Here is a 16,239-nt window from a genome sequence, read left to right as displayed (position 1 = left end):
AGTATTGTAAATAGTTTTTCCAACCCATAAATATTTTGTATAATATACGTACAGTATATCTTGGGCAATGCTTGATGGAATTTTTAATGAGGAGGAATTTCCATGAATACAAAAAGAGGACGTCCACGTAATATCGAAGCCGAGAAGGCTATTCTCAACGCCTCTTATGACTTGCTGCTCGAAACAGGCTTCGGTGCCGTAACGGTTGAAAAAATTGCAGAACGGGCCAAGGTCAGCAAAGCCACAATTTATAAGTGGTGGCCGAATAAGGCTGCCGTTGTCATGGCCGGCTTCCTATTTGCCGCTTCCGCAAGGCTGCCTATACCCGATACCGGATCGGTATTCAGTGATATTCTCATTCATTCCACTAATTTAGCCAAGTTTCTGACAAGCCGAGAAGGCAAAGTCATAACCGAGCTAATTGGCGAGGGACAATTTGATTCGGGGCTGGCTGAAGCCTACCGGGCGGAATTTTTCCATCCTCGGCGGCTTGAGGCGCGGCAGCTTCTGGAGCGGGGAGCCCAGCGGGGCGAACTGATAGAAGACCTGGATATCCCATTAAGTATTGATCTCTTGTACGGACCGATCTTTTATAGATTGTTAGTCACCGGCGAAAATCTGGAAGAAACGATTATAAAAAAATTAATCACCTATGCATTCGAGGGGATCAAATCACGCTAAACGTAAGCAGTAAAAAGCCCATGTGCCTAACTGATTGCAGGCTGCATGGGCAACGTTTATGGATAAGAACAAATTACGCGGGGGGAATTCAGGATGCCGGCTTCAGCATAATTCCCATTTGATCTTGATAGGGCTCCAGCTGCCGGATCAGTTCTTTTAGATGCTCACCTTCTTGGGCCGTAAACGCGCGATAACTGCCGTCCGGCCGGGCCACTTGGGCTTGCAGTTTTTGAATTTCGCCGATGATTTCTTTCACTTTGGCAAAATCCTGGCTGCTGAGGTTTTTCTCTCCAGTGGCAAGCACCTCTTTCCATGACACTGCGTTGTCCGCCCGTTGCCCGGTTTCCTTCGCGCTTCCCTTCGCGCTTCCCTTCGAGTCTCCCCCCGCATTCAGCTTCGCAAAATAAGGCTCCAGCTCCGCGTTAAGCTTCTTATAGGCTTCCTGATCTTCCGGGCTAAGCCGCTCGGGATGCAGCACTCCTTTGTCATCGGCCACTTGCAGGTTATAATCGACCAATTTTTTAAGCAGGGACATCAGCTTCGCGAACTCCTGCGGCTCAAAGCTCTGTTTCGCCGCTTGCAGCTTCTCCTCAAGATGGTCATATTGCTCCCGTGTTCCGCCAAACTGCTCCATCTGCTCATGCGAGCTGTAAATGGAGTCCGCCAGATAATGATATCCGGCATAGGCTCCCGTAGGAACGAGCAGCACGGCCGCCAGAATGCCTGCCGCAATCCATTTTTTCATTCTTCTTCCCCCCGGTTTCATTGATTGGTGATTGAACAACCTGTCCTTCAGTTCCGGCGGAGCGGCCCAGCCTCTGGTTTCTTCCCGCAATGCCTCCCGCAGCTCTTCCTCAAGCTTCATGCAAGTCCTCCACCTTTCCCATATGCAAAATCTCGCTGCTCCGCTTGCTGCGCAGCTTCTTTAAAGCGGCGTGAATACGGGACTTTACCGTTCCGAGAGGGATGCCGAGTGCATCCGCAATTTCCTCCTGATTGTACTCGTTCAAGTAATGCAGAATCACGACCTGCTTCAGCTTGTACGGAAGGCGTTCCACGCTTGCGATCAGGGGGCGGTACGATAATTTGTCAGCCACCTCCCCTGAAAAATCGTGATCCGCGATCATTCCGCTCTGCTGCGCTTTTTTAATCAGGCGGATATGATTCCACCTCTTTCTCCGGTAAGCCCGGATCTGTCGCATAGCCACCCCCATCAGCCACGGACGGAAAGGCCGGGCCGCATCATACTGCCCAAGCGACCGGTACATCTGGATATAGATCTCCTGGACGACATCATCCGTATCGGATGACCCGCCAATGAGGAAACGGACGGTTCGGTACACCTCGGTTATTGTCCTCTCATACAGCTGGCTGTACGCTTCACGGCTGCCGGCAAGCACAAGCGCTGCGAGCTGCGATTCTTCGTTCGGATGGTTCATCCGCCATTCCCCCTTCGGTCTTACACTCTATATTGGAGAGTACCGGATATTTCGTTCGTTTTTTAGAAATTAGACTGGAAAAGCTCCCGTTTATCCTCCCCTCGGGGACGTATTCAGAGAAACAAACGGGAAAAGCTCCATCTTATTTCCGAGAAAAGGGCCTATTCAAAGGAATTGCTCCTATTAAGAGGGATAAAATCCCTTTTATTCGCGTGGATACCCGGTTTTGGCTCTGATAAGCTCCGCTTTTTCCCGCTCAGCTCTCAAGTTAGCCCACAATCCAAGCACTTCTCCTTACAGGCGTAACGATACATAAAATCAACGCAAAAAAGCCCGCAGCTTCCGCGGACTTCCCCTATCGTTTAAGAGCCAACCGGTATCCCAAATTCATAATAAAATTATAGAAGAGATGCGTCCTTGAGACCTTCATCCGTCTGATAAAAGAAGGCAGCGAATAGAACCTGCGGCGGAAATTCAGATAGCCCTCGAACAGCTGCTCCGAAGTCATATTCCGCGGATTGAACACGACGTCCGTCTTGCCGTTGTACATGCTCCAGTCTTCATTCAGCAGCCGCCGCTGTTCCTTCATCCCGGCATAGACGGGTGTCCGGGGGAGCGGCGTAAGCAGGCTGACGGTAACCCCGTCGATCCCAAGCTCCTCGCAGGCCTCAAGCGTATGCCCGAAGGTTGCCGGAGTATCCTCGTCAAAGCCGAACACAATGCCGGCCTGAATCATGATCCTGTGCTTATGCAGCTTTCCGACGATATCACGGTACGAATGGACCCGGTTGATCCCTTTATTGACGCCCCGCAGCGCTGACGGCGAAAAGGACTCCAGCCCGACGAACAGATACAGACAGCCCGCTTCCCTTGCCCGCTTCAGCAGTTCATCGTCATTGCAATCTGCGAGGGTCACCTGCGCCGCCCATTTTTTGCCCAATGGCTTTAGACTCTCCATCAATTCGATGGCATGGGCCTTATCCGCGAAAAAATTATCATCCCAAAACACGAAAAATTTCGATTTCATCAGCGAGATTTCGCGGATAACTTCCGGAATCGGACGGACACGGAAGCGGTCGTGGTAAATCTGCTTCAGATTGCAGTAAGCACAGCGGTAAGGGCAGCCCCGTGTCGCAAACACCGCGCCTTTCATCAGTCCGTTTCTCTTTAAAAGATCCCATCTCGGCAGAGGGAGGTTCTTCAGGTCTGGAATGCCCTCCGACCGGTATACAGCCCGTTCCTTTCCTAAATGAAAATCTTCCAAAAACTCCGGCCAGGTCTCCTCTGCTTCGCCGATCAGAACACTGTCGCAATGCCGGGAAGCCTCCTCCGGAAGCAGCGTGACATGCGGCCCGCCCATGACCACCTTAGCCCCTTTTGCCCGGAACTTCTCTGCAATTTGGTAGCAGTGGTAGGCGTTCGGCGTATTCACCGTGATGGCTACCAGATCAAAAGACTGACGGAAAGGGATTCTTTGCCGGTACTCATCCACAAGCGTGATCTGATACTTGCTCTCATCGATGAATCCCGCCAAATACGGCATCGTAATCTGGACGAAGTTGTTAAACTGCTTCCTTCTGAACCGATTGATTTTCTCGTTCTCCGGCTGAATCAGCAGAATCTTTTTCCTCATGGTTCACCTTCCATATAAATCCAATGAATGTGTTCAGTATAGCATGGAAAGACAACCCTTTGTATCCATATAAAAGAAGGCGTATCCGAAGTTATCGAGTTTAATGAGAGGTATCTTCCTCTTGCCCTGTTCTAATTTCGTTAAGTCTGATTTTATAAGACTCTCCCCATGCTTTCATGGAGACGATAATCGGCTCGAGCGTCCTGCCAAAATCGGTGAGCGAGTATTCCACTTTGGGCGGAACTTCTTTATACACTTCTCTGTGAACAATGCCGTCCCGCTCAAGCTCCCTAAGCTGCAAGGTGAGCATAAACTGCGTAATCCCCGGATTGAGACGCCGGAATTCATTAAATCTTTTCGTTCCGCCAATGAGTTGATAGAGAATAATCCCTTTCCATTTGCCGCCGATGACATCCAGGGTTGTTTCCACAGGACAGCTTTCAATGTTTGGCTTAGCCCCGTATTTGTTTCTTCGATCTCCCATTAAGCGTCTCCTCCAATGGTATGATTTTTAATACTATATACTAAAAATATGCGTACTTAATTAACGTAAGTATACAATATATAATTCGTATGTACGATAAACCATGTTGAAAGGAAGGAAGAAATGAGCAATCGCCAAAAAATGAAAGCAGTCGGCTCTTATCGGTATCTCCCTTTATCCGATCCGGAAAGCCTTGTTGATCTGCATATAGAAAAACCGGTGCCCACAGGCCGCGATCTGCTTGTCAAAGTCAAAGCAGTCTCAGTCAACCCAGCCGACCTGGATATTCGCAAGAATAATAACTATGAGGCAGAATCGCCGAAAATTTTGGGGTGGGATGTATCTGGAATCGTGGAGCAGATTGGGCCTGAATGCCAATTGTTCAAGCCGGGAGACGAGGTGTTTTATGCGGGCAGTGTCACTCGTCCAGGCGCTAACAGTGAATTTCACCTGGTGGATGAACGCATTGCGGGAAACAAGCCGAAGAGCCTGGATTTCGCGCAAGCGGCTGCCCTGCCGCTGACCTCGCTTACGGCTTGGGAGGGCTTATTTGATCGTTTAGGACTCAGTCATAGCGCAGAGGAAAACGAAAGCATACTCATTATCGGTGCGGCAGGAGGAGTAGGATCAATAGCTACGCAGCTTGCCAAATTAGCAGGATTAACTGTAATTGGCACCGCTTCGCGTCCGGAGTCAGTGCAGTGGGCCAAAGATCACGGTGCGGATTACACAATCAACCACAACAACCCTTTTGCAGCGCAGCTCAAGGAAATTGGGTTTGAGAGCGTGGATTATATATTTTGCCTGAATGATACGGTGCAGCATTTTGCGAATATGGCGGAAGTTATCGCCCCCCAGGGCAAGATTTGCTCAATCGTTCCTATAGCGAAGGCTTCCCAGGCGGTAAGCTTGGATATGGATCTGCTCTTTTATAAAAGTGTCACGTTTGTATGGGAGCTCATGTTCACCCGTGCCATGTTCCAGACCAAAGATATCATCAAACAACACGATATCCTGAATCAACTGGCTGAACTGATCGATAATGGCAAGCTGAAGACGACTCTGGCCGAACGCCTGGAACCGATTAATGCGGCAAGCCTGCGTCTAGCCCATGAAAAAATGGAGACCGGAAGGTCGATAGGAAAGATTGTTCTGGAGAATTTTTAATCCAGTCCATTCACACACATAAAAATAATGACCGGACAAGTGGATGCTTGTTCGGTCATTTTCAGGGGGTGTCCCAAGTCATTTTAGACTTTTTATACGAAAATGAACATCTGAAAAAGCGAAAAAAGACTCTCCTCCATTTAAAAATGAAAGTCAAAAAATTTTATGTTAAGAGGCTTCGGTGGATTCTAACTTCACGTTGAATCCCTGAGCCTCAATTTTTTTAATCCAATACTCCACGGAAGATGTTGAAGAGGTCAGATAGTCCCAACCTGTTTCTTGGTAAGGTACCTTGTCTTTGAGCATTTTGTAGATCTTTCTAAGTATCAGATGGGCTGTCGCTATGGTTGCCTTTTTCTGTCCTCGTCGTTTCTGTATGCGATAAAAGAAAGAGGCAAGTCGTGTGCCCTTGGATTTACATGCTGCCCAGGCTGCTTGGCAAAGTACTGCCTTCAGACTTTTATTTCCCTTCGCTATTCTCGAACTTTTCTTTTTTCCTGCACTCTCATTATTGCCTGGACTTAGCCCAGCCCAAGCTGCTATTTGTGGATCGCCTCCAAAACAAGACATATCATTCCCGATCTCCGCTAAGATGACCGCCGCTGCATCTTTCTGGATTCCGGGATGGTAACCAGTAGCTCAACCGATGTTAAGTGGGGTTCTAGTAACCGATCAATTTCTGACTCTACCGTCGCTAGTTGACTTTCCACATAGCTGAAATGGTCGAAATGCAGTCCGAGCATCATGCGATGATGTTTCCTCAGGCGTCCGTCCAATGCCTCAAGAAGCTCTGGAACTTTGCGTTTGAGGGAGGTCTTTACTTTATTCCTGACTTCTTCAGCAACCAGGACTTCTCCGTTAATGACCGATTCTATTAAAGCACGACCCGATGTCCCAAAAATATCAATTATATAAATTGAACTCGTAACATTAAGGACCGCCAGAATCGGGTAAAAGGTAAGAAAGAACCTGAAAAGGCGGAGATTTAAATGACTACAGAACAAGAGATCGTAAAACTGACAGAAGCCATGAAGGAAACGGAAAGTACCCGGATGTATGAAAGATATTTGGCGATAAGGCTGCATCTAGAGGGCCGGACCCTCACCGAAATTGCCGATATTTTGGGCAGATCATTTCCGGCCATCAGCGGATACTGGAAGAACTACCGTAAGAACGGACTGCAAGGTCTCGAATTGGGTGAATATCCGGGTGGTTCCAAGCGACTTTCGAATGAGCAAGAGGAACGGCTGAAGCAAGTCATCGCCGAGAAACGCCCTGTCGATGTTGGCTTTGAAGCGAAGTATACCTGGACGTTAAAACTCATTCGTGCCTGGATTCTTCGGGAGTATAGCGAAGACTACACGCTCAAAGGCGTCTCCAAAATGCTGAACCGCCTTGGCTTCAGCTACACGAAGGCCACCTATACTTTGGCAAAGGCCAATCCAGAGGAGCAAGAGCAGTTTCGCCAAGTCACGCTACCTGAGCTCAAAGACCAGTTAGATCAAGGAAAAGTGGATCACCTGCTGTTTGAAGACGAATCGGCTATTCGGGCCTATCTAGCCTTACAGTACAATTGGTTTCCGAAAGGACAACAGCGAAAAATCAAGACGTATGGCCAGCATCAGGGTGCCAAGCTGTTTGCAGCGATCGATTACGAAACCGGCCATGTCCTTCACCGGGAAGAAGAAAAACTGGATGCGAAAGCGTTCCAACGCTTCTTGGCCGACATTTTACAGACGTATTCCGGCAAGGTCGTGGTTGTACTGGATAATGCCCACATTCATCATGCCGATGAAATTCAGCCTTTTCTCAAGGAGCACGCCCGATTGCAGTTGGTCTATTTACCCAAGTACAGCCCGGAACTCAATCCTACGGAAGATTTATGGAAATGGCTAAAGCACGATGTCGTGAACAATGTCTTTTTCCAAAAGTTCTACGTCATTCGTTACCATGTGACTGCTTTTATGAAAAGCATCAATCGAACTCCTCAAGCAGTAATTGACCGCTTACTTCTTCAGGTATAAAGATTTTTAGTTCAACTTATATAGCATTCTGCAAAATCTTGTGAATTCGATTCTTCTCTGCGGTTGCGTCCCGAAGCAGCTTGCGTCGGTAACGTGTCAAATCCCGCAGATTTCGAATGTCGGCTGGAGGGACAAAGCTAGGGGTAATGAGGCCGGAACGAAGCAATTGTGCAATCCAAGTCGCATCAGCTATATCTGTTTTACGTCCGGGCACATGTTTAATGCGTTTGGCATTCGCCAGAATCAGCGTGAGTGCCCCTTCTAAGATGTTCCAAACAGGTTTCCAGTATACCCCAGTACTTTCTATGGCAACGTGAGTGCATTCCCAACCACTGAGCCAATCATGGAGTGCCAGTAATCCTTTTGTAGTTGTTGAAAAAGTACGGATTTCTTGCTTCGGTTACGTTCTAATTCATCATACAAGAGACAAGCCACCACGTTCTCTTGATGAACGTCTAGCCCTGCGCATCTTTCCAAAATCGCCTCCATCCACATCACTCCTGAGATTCAGTTTGATGTAGGCCATGTACCCTCAAGTAAAAGGATTTTTATACTCGTGCTCATAGCACAATTGGCGGTACTCGTGGGATACAATCGGTCGGTTTGGGACTCAGAGTGTGTCCTACAAAAAAAGCCTCGGCCTGTGCTCTGCACTTCCATTATGGAAGCTTCGGAGTCACAAGCCAAGACATTTTCATTCATGGTAGTGGCCGTCAGGCCATGTTAGTTTGGGACAGCCCATTACAAGATTATAACGCTTACCAAGGAGTGTCAGAAGCTTTAAGTACAACTGTTCCTTTTGGTACAGCTGATCCACCGTAAACAGTCACTGTGTATGTACCTGAAGGAACAAGTGGATTACTATCATTATTTATGAAATTTCTTCCTACTCCATCTGCTGCAATGGTTTGATTAAAGATAACTGTACCCTTAGTATTATGCTTTACTTCAACTCTAAAAGAATTTGACCCTGTATTTTTTAAATACAAGTTAATATTTGGATATCCAATCTGTACTGTCCATGAAGTATTTGGGTCTGCAACAGTATTATTTGTTAAATCCCAATTTAGTACACTTTGTTGGATTGCAAAAGGAGTAATATTAATGACCTTATTTCCTTCTTTGGATGCTGTATCGTCTTTTGCCGAAACAGCACTAGCAACTCCAGTAATAAGTGAAATAGATAATGCACCAGCACCAATAATCTTCATAAATTTGTTTGTCATTCTCTTAACTTCCTCTCCATATAATTTTTGAATACGCTGTTATCTTAACATACATAAAATAACAAGGTATATAATTCCAAATAACCAATATTACGTCATTTAATGACATTTATTCCCTATACACTAAGAACTAATTTCCCTTTCACTTTTTCGAAAAATTTCTCTTATAAAACGAGACTCTTACATTGTTCGACAAGATCCTTGTCAACAAGTTCACGCTCAGTGAATCGGTTGTTTTGAGGTTCTTCGCCATGAAGGTCTGGAACGAGCTTTATTTTTGCTATTTCCCCCTATGTCTCTATAATTATTCACCTATATTTTCCGTACAAAAGTAGGTAATCTACCAAAAAAACGCAGAATTGTTGATTTCAACTCTGCGTTTGGGGTTATTCGGTCATCTTTTTTTCAACTTTTCGAGCTAGTTTTAATGCACCTTGATCAATATATTTCATATAATAATGCGATAAAATAAATAAGGGCAACATGGAAACCAGAAATGTAATTGCATAGGCAAGATTATAAGTAAAATAATGAATTACTTTACTAAACAGGAACGCTGAGAACGTATTTAGGAAAGTGAAATGAATGAGGTAAAGGGAAAATGAAATCTGTCCTAAATAAACAAACGGTTTCCATCCAAACACATGCTGCAGCAATTTTGAACGAAGCAGAGCAAACAAAATCATAGCAGCACCTAGGGTTCGTGCAAGAAGTCGTGGGTCGATGTCAAAATTTTTTGTCCACACTTCTATAGGTTCGTACATAGTCCCCATTAATGAAGTATAAGGCGCCGAACCTAAGTAAATCCCCATTAAAAGCACAAGTACTTTCATTAGTATACTTTGGACCCATTTGTGCTTGAGCAAATCGGCAAGCAGCATTCCCCACAAAAAAGCGACAAAATAGGTTTGAATAAAAGCAAAGGATAACACCACATACACAATCCATCTTTTCTTTACTCGTCCAAATAAAGCAAGAAATCCAAAAATCAAAAAAGAACCTAATAGCTCATAGCTCATTGTCCATAGAACTGGATTGTATGGATGTGCTTCAAAACGGAAAAACGGATCAAAAATAGCAGCCTTGATAACGGTATATATATTTGTATCTAAAGCGTAGTAGTTCTTTTTCATATCCGTCCATGTTGTCCCCCATATATCTTGGAGATAAAAGGCATTCGTAATAATAGCTAGATACACAAGCAATACGGATACCGCTGCCGGCACGGCAAGCCGAATGTACCTTCGTAGGGCGCTGGAATGCAACAATTTTAGAAAGGTCTCACTATCGAGCTCATTTTCAAACATTTTGACACTGAGCACATAACCACTTAGCACAAAAAACAAACAAACGGCAAATTGTCCATTATAAAATAAATTAATCGGAGAATGTCCGTACCAGATATCCCATTTAAAATGAGCTTGTTGCGGTCTTCCATTTAACGCAGCTGGATAAAATACTTGTATGTAGTGCGAAATAACCACGGCAAATGCCGCGAGGCCCCTAATGCCATCCAAATAGAATAGCTTTTTTTCAAATGTCTCTTTATTCATTTTTTCCCTCTTTTTCCATTAATGAGGATATTATAACATGCGATGTGCGGTTGAAATTGGAACGCATGTAGCATATCGTGCCCTTGTTGTTTATAGTAGGTTACCGTCTTCTGCTGAATGGGTTCATTTGGATAGCATGTCTTGCACATGGCTCCACATGTGTAGTAGCTGTACCTGCATGGTTTGGAGATTAGCTGGAATATGCATAATCTTTTGGTCTTTGAGCACACTACGAGTGAAAAAAGAGAAACCCAACGTCTCAAAGACATGGGTTTCTCGACAATCTGAAAATGACCGGACAAGTAGAGGCTTGTTCGGTCATTTTGTTGATTGCTCATGGATTCAACTGAGGCGCCATACTCTTTTCGGGAGAAATTTGTTTCGGTTCGGGAGAAACTTGTTTCAGTTTTAACGAAGTTAATATCATACCGGCAATCGTAAGGAGTCCCCCGACAATTTGTGAAATCACCAGACCCTGACCCAAGATAACCGAAATTATAGCTGTAAAGACAGGCAGCAAATTCATGGTTATGCCAGCTTTACCCGCTCCTAACATCTTAATGCCTTGATTCCAAAAGATAAACGAGCCGACTGCCGGGAACACACCCAAATAAATAATCCCCATAATACCGAAAGATGTTACTTCCTTATACTGAAGAGGTTGCATGAATAAAAAAGGAATCAACAGAATAGTACCGACAATCGCTATCATCGCTACCAATGTAATGGGCGGGATACCCTTTGCTTTTTTTACAACAGATGTGAATTGTAGTGAAGCATACATGAGATAGCTATAGACGACAATGGCTAAAACAGCTAACGAAATGATAATCCCCCGGTTTTTTTTCCATATTTGAAGCCACAAAGGTTTCTCCACAATTTGGGCAATGGGAATAAGGAGAATCAATGCAACAACCCATCTTAGAAAAGCTGTCCATACCGCAGGAAATTCAGTTGAGCTGAATTTGCCGAAAATCATATTACCAGACCAAAATAGATTGGCTAATATTAATAAAATCCAAGCCTTATATTTCATAATATTTCCCCCTTTATTCAAATTGGATTGGCTTTGCTTGATCGACTTGAATAAAACAGGATTGCAACTGATCGTTAAGATCTCCGATACGGGGAGTTTCCAATATTACCTGCACGAATCGCCAAGAAATTTGTATCCCGGGGGTAAGCTTCTTTAGTCTGTAACGGCAAGTTTAGGGCCATCCTTTGCGGGATGACCCTTTTGTGTATGAACTATCGTCTTCACTCCGATTTCAGCCAATTGGCAGTATGTATATAAGCAACCGGGCTTGCTAGCAGTCCGTCATGGTTCGCTCCAGGGACGATGTGAACATGTGCTTTGGTATACGTACTAAGCAACTCCTCATAGCGATCTGCATAAAAGACCTCGTCCTCCGCTCCAACAAGTACAAGAGTCGGCTTCGTCAGCTTCGTCAAATCGCGTTTGTACTTCATCGGCGAGCGAGACAGCAGAAGTCGAAAGCTGAGCTTTGTAGCTATTCCGTCATGCAACTCCTCGGGCCGCTTGTATAATTCCATGGCGGGGAGCCCGTGCCAGCCTTTGATCCCTATCGAATTTAGCATGCTGAGGATGATCACTACTCCCATATGTAGCTTGCGATGCCCATCCGCTGGGCGCTCAGTCGGGTTACCCGGACCTAGATGTGGCGCGAGCAGCAGGTACGAGTCTGCGCAGTCGGCATATCGGCTCCCGGCAAAACGTATGGCCGTTCCGCCACCTGCTGAGTGACCTGCCATCACGACTTGCTTGACGTGAGGGAGCTTGTCTTTAATGTACTGAATCAGATCCGCAAGATCATCCTCTAGCTGGCCGATATAGTCAATGTCGCCGAGGTTGGCGGCTTTTGGTCCATAGCCCCGAAGGTCAGGCGTGAAAACATGGGCGAGCCCTGTTGATGAAACCTTTTGAGAATACGGGTATAAGTATTTGCTGTCTTCCGATATTCCATGAAGAAGAATAATCGCCGTCGCCGTTTTAGCGGCGCTAGGATAGTATCGATAGTAAAGTTCGCTCCTGTTCCGGGTCACGTAAGGCTGCAGCTCGGGTACGGGATATTGAGATGGATTTACGTAGACCAGTTGGACCCCCTCCTAAATTCATTCATGATTTGCATAAAATCCTCCAACAGCGTTCAAGCTACCTGTTAGTGCTCCAACGGGCACTTCAATATTCCAGGAGGCGATAAACTAATGGCAAAACCGGATAATCGGGCGGATAATGTCGAGCATTTACAGCAGAGTATTCAGAATACACAGAAAAATCTTCATGAAGCTGAAGACTATTTAAATGAATTTGCCTCTGAAATCAGCAGCGAGGAACGTAAGCAAATCGAAGATAAGAATGAGCGCCGTCAAGAAAGCATTAAAAGCTTTCGGGAAGAAGTTAAGGACGAAGCGGCACATTCGAAGGAATAGTTAAAAAACGCAGATCCAGCCCAATATTCAAACGAAGCTGGATCTGCGTTTATTCTCTCATATTCGCCATCCGCAGCTTGCGGATATAAACCATTTGGCCGATATGATAGGCATTGTGGGTTACCGCGTTGCTGATAATCTCCCACCATTTAGCCGGTGCTGGAAATCCTGCCACCTCGGCTTCAAGGCTTTCTTCGGTCAGCAGCTCCTGCCACCCTAAAAGCACCTTCAGAAGCTCTGCACTCAAGTCATGAAATGTGGTGTTCTCCGGTATAACAAAGCTGTTGTTATCTCCTACAGGGGGCACAGCATCCATCCGGCGCTGCCGGTATCTGGTCTGCCACGTTTCATTCCAATACAGCAAATGCTGTGTAAGCTCAGCGATACTGCTGCTGCCTTGGTCAGGCTTCCAAAAGGCTTCTTCCTCCGTGATGTCTAGGGCCGCCTGCATGAACGGGATATGCCAGCTCGGGTCATTGGCATTGGCTAATAATTGATTGCTAAGGACATCCTTTGCATGAACCATTTTCTCCCCCATTTCAACACCAGAGTGATAAGAATTCGCCGTACTCGCTATTCAGAGCTCCGGCTCGTACTCGCTTAATTTCCCTGCGTAGATCAAATGCAGCCGGTCGTTTTGCCGAAAATCATCCGGCGTAACGAGCGCAGGCAGCTTATTCCACAGCTTTATGCCGGACCGCTCCAGAATTTCCGCGACGAATTGCGAACAAAAGTAAGAGTTGCTGAATTCGACCGGTTCTTTTAATACGATGCCGATCACGCCCAGAATGTTATAGAGATACTTTTGGCGGCTTCGGATAAAGATTTGCAGAACCCGTCTCATTTTCTCAACTTCCCGGCCTGTTACTTGAAGCTCGTAGATGACACATGTCGTATTCGGATACTTGCTGAATGTGCCTGTCCTCAGATCCTCCTTCACGAATCCGCCATTCAGGGGGTTGCTCGGGTGCTTTCTCCCGAAGCTATACAGCTCCGAAAGTTCCCGGTTGAAGGAAATCGAGGCGTGATTGTAAGGCGCTTTCGTGTAGCCTTGAATGATTTTCGTAAAAAGCGTTCCGGTATTCGTAAGCAAGATAAAAACCGATTGATCAGCTTCCATTTACAAATTTTCCCCTTATCAAGTTTAAACGTTTCCTTCATAATAACATAAGATCCCTTTTATGGATTCCTACCCTGCAGGCAAGTTGGTGATTGGCAATGAACAGTTCGCTATTAACGATCGTCCTTATTTTTTCAGTCTTATCAGCCATCCATCTGCTATATTATGTGATGGGCAGAATACAGCCGCACAAAGACTACTCGGGCATTGGATTTCGCATCAAGACCTGGTGGGGCATGCTCCTCATTTTTTGCTTGGCCACCCTTTTCAACCCGGTCGTTTCGCTCCTTTCCTTAATGGTGCTCGCCTTCTTCGCGCTGAGAGAATATTTCTCCATGATTAGATCGAAAAAAGCCGACCGCAGGCTGTTTCTGTGGGCGTATTTGTCGATTCCCGTGCAGTTCTATTTGATTTATATCGGGTGGTACGGGATGTTCATTGTCTTTATCCCTATTTATGTATTCTTGTTCCTGCCGCTCCCGAGGTTGATCAACAAAGGAACGGTCGGATTTCTGCGCAGCGTCAGCCGGGTCCAATGGGGACTCATGCTGATGGTTTTCGGACTTAGCCACCTGGCCTATTTCCAATTTGCTACACCGCAGTACGGAGGGGGACTTGTACTTTTTCTAGTGGTGTTGACGCAGCTAGGTGATGTCGTACACTATCTGGCATCGATCTATTTCGGCAAGCGGAAGGTGGTCCCGACCGCCAACCCGAATTTGACTTGGGAAGGCTTCGCATGTGCTTTTCTCGTAACGACAGGGGCTTCGTATCTGATCTACCCCTACCTGACGCCGCTTGACCTGACTTTCGGTATCTTTTCCGGCATGCTGATCAGCTTGAGCGGTTTCTTCGGCAGCTTAACGGTTTCCGTACTGAAGCGGGATTTGTTAATTGGCGATGACGATAAGTTCGATGCTTTGAAAAAAAGCTACTTAAGCCGGGTCGATAGCCTGACCTACACCTCGCCGGTCTTTTTCCATGTGATCCGTTATTTTTTCGATTTCATGTAGCTGTCAACTTTCCAGATGGTTGACGCTACCGGCAGATCACATTTGTAAGTTAAACAGCGCAGCCCTTTCCTTTAGTCAAGGTGGAAATGGCTGCATTTATCTATGCAAATACTTTCTACTCTGTCCATTTCTTCATTCGAAAACGGATCCATAGGTGCCTTGTTATAGGTTTATGTCACTTGCGTTCCAATTACAAGTCTGTTTGTTATTTGATTATAAGTTAATCGATATCTTTTTCCGTTCTTTAGCGTAAATTTTGCTGCGTTCTTTGCTGTTAACTGAAAGAAAATGTCCGGAGTCTCTACTCTGCTTTTCAAGATTCTGAATGTTTTGCATACTCCTCCACGTATGACGGTTATCGTTTTTCTAGTACTGTAAATCCCTAAGTCATCAATAAATGGGCCACCTAAAGTAATTATGTTCTCGTGAAGTCTATTCCGGTCAAGAACGAATTGAGCCGTGTCACGGGTCACAGGTGATCTTAACATTCTCATTACTTTCGTTCTCTGATTGAAAACGAGCAAAAAACGCTGTTCCTCTTTAACTCTGAACAGTCGGGCTGTATTCGTATTTAATGCAGCGGTATGGAAATCGCATTCCGAGGCATCTCCTTTAACTACACGAACCTTCTTCTTAATGTCCCCCCTCTGGAGAATAACCATAGTCCCATCAGGGATTCTAAACAAACTGGCTGCGGGTCCTCCCCCGCATTCATTAATAAAAATAGTATTTGGATCTAGATCTGGCGAGATGTTAATATCAACAAGCCCTCTTAAAATCATGCTCATCCCTCCTAAGCATATTGATCATCATTCATTGTACGTAGAAATAAAATGATTTCTTGTATTCTTGTAACAGTGCATAAATAAACTAAAAAAATCCCTCTGCCACTAGACAGAAGGATTTCGTTAGTTACTTTAACACTTTCCCCGTTAGAAATCTGTAACGGCAGGTTATTTTGCATATCAAGAGGATTCTTCTTTCAGATGCTGCTTGAGATATAGATAAAGCTTGTGACCGGCCAATTGCGGCGGGTATGCCGATGCTTTGCACAGGAGTCCGAAAGTCATGTGTATCAAGCTTCCGTAGATGGTTCGTATTGTTGTCCCTGCCGAAACGGGTTCCGCTATAATCTTCGGGACAAGGGCGATGCCCAAGCCGCTCTCGACGAAAAATTTCAAGGCTGTCATGCTCCCGATTTCCATCGTGTCGAGCATCAGATTCCCCGTTTCCTGCATAACCATCTCCAGCTTCCTCCGGTACGGACAGGTTGCCGATGTGATAAGAATTCGCTCGCTCAGCATCGGAGTGTTCGCGAACTCCACGGAAATGCGGATATTCGGGTATCTGGACATAAATCCTTTCAGAATACCCGGCAAACGATAACTCGCGGTTGGCTCGGTGACCCCTATTCGAATATGCCCCGTTTCACCATTTTTGAACAAAAG

At 45.7% G+C, this 16,239-nt stretch carries 20 protein-coding genes; 5 read left to right on the top strand and 15 right to left on the bottom strand.

Features of this window, described 5'->3' with window-relative positions; all coding sequences use genetic code 11:
* The first annotated feature begins 102 nt into the window (after nucleotides 1-102).
* A complete protein-coding gene (locus tag PUR_RS06250) occupies nucleotides 103-681 on the top strand; it encodes a TetR/AcrR family transcriptional regulator (RefSeq protein ID WP_179034500.1) in 579 nt (192 codons plus the stop codon).
* Nucleotides 682-769: 88 nt separating this feature from the next.
* Here PUR_RS06250 and PUR_RS06245 read toward each other — a convergent pair whose 3' ends face one another.
* The 4 genes from PUR_RS06245 to PUR_RS06230 form a co-directional block, all read right to left on the bottom strand.
* Entirely contained in the window at nucleotides 770-1,546 is a 777-nt protein-coding gene (locus tag PUR_RS06245) for a DUF3600 domain-containing protein (protein WP_179034499.1), read from the bottom strand.
* Complete coding sequence (locus tag PUR_RS06240; RefSeq protein WP_179034498.1) at nucleotides 1,536-2,120, bottom strand: sigma-70 family RNA polymerase sigma factor; 585 nt, start codon at nucleotides 2,118-2,120, stop codon at nucleotides 1,536-1,538. The genes PUR_RS06245 and PUR_RS06240 overlap by 11 nt, the downstream gene beginning before the upstream one ends.
* Nucleotides 2,121-2,475: 355 nt before the next feature.
* The gene (locus tag PUR_RS06235) at nucleotides 2,476-3,753 is read right to left on the bottom strand and encodes a B12-binding domain-containing radical SAM protein (protein WP_179034497.1); all 1,278 of its coding nucleotides are present in this window, start codon (nucleotides 3,751-3,753) and stop codon (nucleotides 2,476-2,478) included.
* A 100-nt stretch (nucleotides 3,754-3,853) separates the two neighbouring features.
* On the bottom strand, nucleotides 3,854-4,237 hold the full coding sequence (locus PUR_RS06230; RefSeq protein ID WP_179034496.1) for a winged helix-turn-helix transcriptional regulator: 384 nt from the start codon (nucleotides 4,235-4,237) through the stop codon (nucleotides 3,854-3,856).
* A 123-nt stretch (nucleotides 4,238-4,360) separates the two neighbouring features.
* Between PUR_RS06230 and PUR_RS06225 the strand changes: the two genes are divergently transcribed.
* On the top strand, nucleotides 4,361-5,404 hold the full coding sequence (locus tag PUR_RS06225) for a zinc-binding alcohol dehydrogenase family protein (RefSeq protein WP_179034495.1): 1,044 nt from the start codon (nucleotides 4,361-4,363) through the stop codon (nucleotides 5,402-5,404).
* A 168-nt stretch (nucleotides 5,405-5,572) separates the two neighbouring features.
* Here the strand turns inward: PUR_RS06225 and PUR_RS25960 are convergent, their stop codons facing one another.
* Entirely contained in the window at nucleotides 5,573-5,974 is a 402-nt protein-coding gene (locus PUR_RS25960) for a transposase (RefSeq protein ID WP_232101737.1), read from the bottom strand.
* Between the two features lie 419 nt (nucleotides 5,975-6,393).
* On the opposite strand from PUR_RS25960, the gene PUR_RS06215 reads away from it, so the two are divergent.
* Nucleotides 6,394-7,428, top strand: a complete 1,035-nt coding sequence (locus PUR_RS06215) for an IS630 family transposase (protein WP_179034494.1) — start codon at nucleotides 6,394-6,396, stop codon at nucleotides 7,426-7,428.
* A gap of 16 nt (nucleotides 7,429-7,444) precedes the next feature.
* On the opposite strand, the gene PUR_RS06210 is transcribed toward PUR_RS06215, so the two are convergent.
* From PUR_RS06210 to PUR_RS06190, 6 genes are all read right to left on the bottom strand, one after another.
* Entirely contained in the window at nucleotides 7,445-7,783 is a 339-nt protein-coding gene (locus tag PUR_RS06210; RefSeq protein ID WP_232101853.1) for an IS110 family transposase, read from the bottom strand.
* Nucleotides 7,732-7,917: a hypothetical protein gene (locus PUR_RS25955; protein WP_232101736.1), complete on the bottom strand. Its 186-nt coding sequence runs from the start codon at nucleotides 7,915-7,917 to the stop codon at nucleotides 7,732-7,734. The genes PUR_RS06210 and PUR_RS25955 overlap by 52 nt, the downstream gene beginning before the upstream one ends.
* Before the next feature lie 269 nt (nucleotides 7,918-8,186).
* Complete coding sequence (locus PUR_RS06205) at nucleotides 8,187-8,654, bottom strand: hypothetical protein (protein ID WP_179034493.1); 468 nt, start codon at nucleotides 8,652-8,654, stop codon at nucleotides 8,187-8,189.
* Between the two features lie 386 nt (nucleotides 8,655-9,040).
* Complete coding sequence (locus tag PUR_RS06200) at nucleotides 9,041-10,207, bottom strand: acyltransferase family protein (protein WP_179034492.1); 1,167 nt, start codon at nucleotides 10,205-10,207, stop codon at nucleotides 9,041-9,043.
* Between the two features lie 334 nt (nucleotides 10,208-10,541).
* Nucleotides 10,542-11,243, bottom strand: a complete 702-nt coding sequence (locus tag PUR_RS06195) for a DMT family transporter (RefSeq protein ID WP_179034491.1) — start codon at nucleotides 11,241-11,243, stop codon at nucleotides 10,542-10,544.
* A 221-nt stretch (nucleotides 11,244-11,464) separates the two neighbouring features.
* Nucleotides 11,465-12,271, bottom strand: coding sequence for an alpha/beta hydrolase (locus PUR_RS06190; RefSeq protein ID WP_179034490.1), 807 nt, complete (start codon nucleotides 12,269-12,271; stop codon nucleotides 11,465-11,467).
* Nucleotides 12,272-12,433: 162 nt separating this feature from the next.
* Here PUR_RS06190 and tlp point away from each other — a divergent pair, with 162 nt between their 5' ends.
* A complete protein-coding gene (tlp, locus tag PUR_RS06185) occupies nucleotides 12,434-12,658 on the top strand; it encodes a small acid-soluble spore protein Tlp (RefSeq protein ID WP_179034489.1) in 225 nt (74 codons plus the stop codon).
* A 49-nt stretch (nucleotides 12,659-12,707) separates the two neighbouring features.
* Here the strand turns inward: tlp and PUR_RS06180 are convergent, their stop codons facing one another.
* Nucleotides 12,708-13,184 (bottom strand): DinB family protein, encoded by a 477-nt coding sequence (locus PUR_RS06180; RefSeq protein WP_179034488.1) that lies wholly within the window; start codon nucleotides 13,182-13,184, stop codon nucleotides 12,708-12,710.
* Between the two features lie 51 nt (nucleotides 13,185-13,235).
* Nucleotides 13,236-13,778, bottom strand: a complete 543-nt coding sequence (locus tag PUR_RS06175; protein ID WP_179034487.1) for a hypothetical protein — start codon at nucleotides 13,776-13,778, stop codon at nucleotides 13,236-13,238.
* Between the two features lie 98 nt (nucleotides 13,779-13,876).
* On the opposite strand from PUR_RS06175, the gene PUR_RS06170 reads away from it, so the two are divergent.
* Nucleotides 13,877-14,791 (top strand): phosphatidate cytidylyltransferase, encoded by a 915-nt coding sequence (locus PUR_RS06170; protein ID WP_179034486.1) that lies wholly within the window; start codon nucleotides 13,877-13,879, stop codon nucleotides 14,789-14,791.
* A 170-nt stretch (nucleotides 14,792-14,961) separates the two neighbouring features.
* Here the strand turns inward: PUR_RS06170 and PUR_RS06165 are convergent, their stop codons facing one another.
* Nucleotides 14,962-15,573 (bottom strand): hypothetical protein, encoded by a 612-nt coding sequence (locus tag PUR_RS06165; protein WP_179034485.1) that lies wholly within the window; start codon nucleotides 15,571-15,573, stop codon nucleotides 14,962-14,964.
* Nucleotides 15,574-15,756: 183 nt separating this feature from the next.
* A complete protein-coding gene (locus PUR_RS06160) occupies nucleotides 15,757-16,236 on the bottom strand; it encodes a LysR family transcriptional regulator substrate-binding protein (RefSeq protein WP_269474706.1) in 480 nt (159 codons plus the stop codon).
* Between the last annotated feature and the right edge of the window lie 3 nt (nucleotides 16,237-16,239).

It is taken from the genome of Paenibacillus sp. URB8-2 (assembly GCF_013393385.1).
GTDB lineage: Bacteria > Bacillota > Bacilli > Paenibacillales > Paenibacillaceae > Paenibacillus_AQ.
The sequence above is the reverse complement of the archived record's forward strand: the minus strand, read 5'-3'. Positions and strand labels throughout refer to the sequence as shown.

What these genes read in the sequence shown, in the direction of transcription:
- PUR_RS06200 (WP_179034492.1), bottom strand. Translation starts at nt 10,207, where the DNA reads ATGAATAAAGAGACATTTGAAAAAAAGCTATTCTATTTGGATGGCATT.
- PUR_RS06215 (WP_179034494.1), top strand. Translation starts at nt 6,394, where the DNA reads ATGACTACAGAACAAGAGATCGTAAAACTGACAGAAGCCATGAAGGAA.
- PUR_RS06240 (WP_179034498.1), bottom strand. Translation starts at nt 2,120, where the DNA reads ATGAACCATCCGAACGAAGAATCGCAGCTCGCAGCGCTTGTGCTTGCC.
- PUR_RS06170 (WP_179034486.1), top strand. Translation starts at nt 13,877, where the DNA reads ATGAACAGTTCGCTATTAACGATCGTCCTTATTTTTTCAGTCTTATCA.
- PUR_RS06165 (WP_179034485.1), bottom strand. Translation starts at nt 15,573, where the DNA reads ATGATTTTAAGAGGGCTTGTTGATATTAACATCTCGCCAGATCTAGAT.
- PUR_RS06235 (WP_179034497.1), bottom strand. Translation starts at nt 3,753, where the DNA reads ATGAGGAAAAAGATTCTGCTGATTCAGCCGGAGAACGAGAAAATCAAT.
- PUR_RS06225 (WP_179034495.1), top strand. Translation starts at nt 4,361, where the DNA reads ATGAGCAATCGCCAAAAAATGAAAGCAGTCGGCTCTTATCGGTATCTC.
- PUR_RS25960 (WP_232101737.1), bottom strand. Translation starts at nt 5,974, where the DNA reads ATGTCTTGTTTTGGAGGCGATCCACAAATAGCAGCTTGGGCTGGGCTA.
- PUR_RS06195 (WP_179034491.1), bottom strand. Translation starts at nt 11,243, where the DNA reads ATGAAATATAAGGCTTGGATTTTATTAATATTAGCCAATCTATTTTGG.
- PUR_RS06230 (WP_179034496.1), bottom strand. Translation starts at nt 4,237, where the DNA reads ATGGGAGATCGAAGAAACAAATACGGGGCTAAGCCAAACATTGAAAGC.
- PUR_RS06175 (WP_179034487.1), bottom strand. Translation starts at nt 13,778, where the DNA reads ATGGAAGCTGATCAATCGGTTTTTATCTTGCTTACGAATACCGGAACG.
- PUR_RS06250 (WP_179034500.1), top strand. Translation starts at nt 103, where the DNA reads ATGAATACAAAAAGAGGACGTCCACGTAATATCGAAGCCGAGAAGGCT.
- PUR_RS06180 (WP_179034488.1), bottom strand. Translation starts at nt 13,184, where the DNA reads ATGGTTCATGCAAAGGATGTCCTTAGCAATCAATTATTAGCCAATGCC.
- tlp (WP_179034489.1), top strand. Translation starts at nt 12,434, where the DNA reads ATGGCAAAACCGGATAATCGGGCGGATAATGTCGAGCATTTACAGCAG.
- PUR_RS06205 (WP_179034493.1), bottom strand. Translation starts at nt 8,654, where the DNA reads ATGACAAACAAATTTATGAAGATTATTGGTGCTGGTGCATTATCTATT.
- PUR_RS06245 (WP_179034499.1), bottom strand. Translation starts at nt 1,546, where the DNA reads ATGAAGCTTGAGGAAGAGCTGCGGGAGGCATTGCGGGAAGAAACCAGA.
- PUR_RS25955 (WP_232101736.1), bottom strand. Translation starts at nt 7,917, where the DNA reads ATGGAGGCGATTTTGGAAAGATGCGCAGGGCTAGACGTTCATCAAGAG.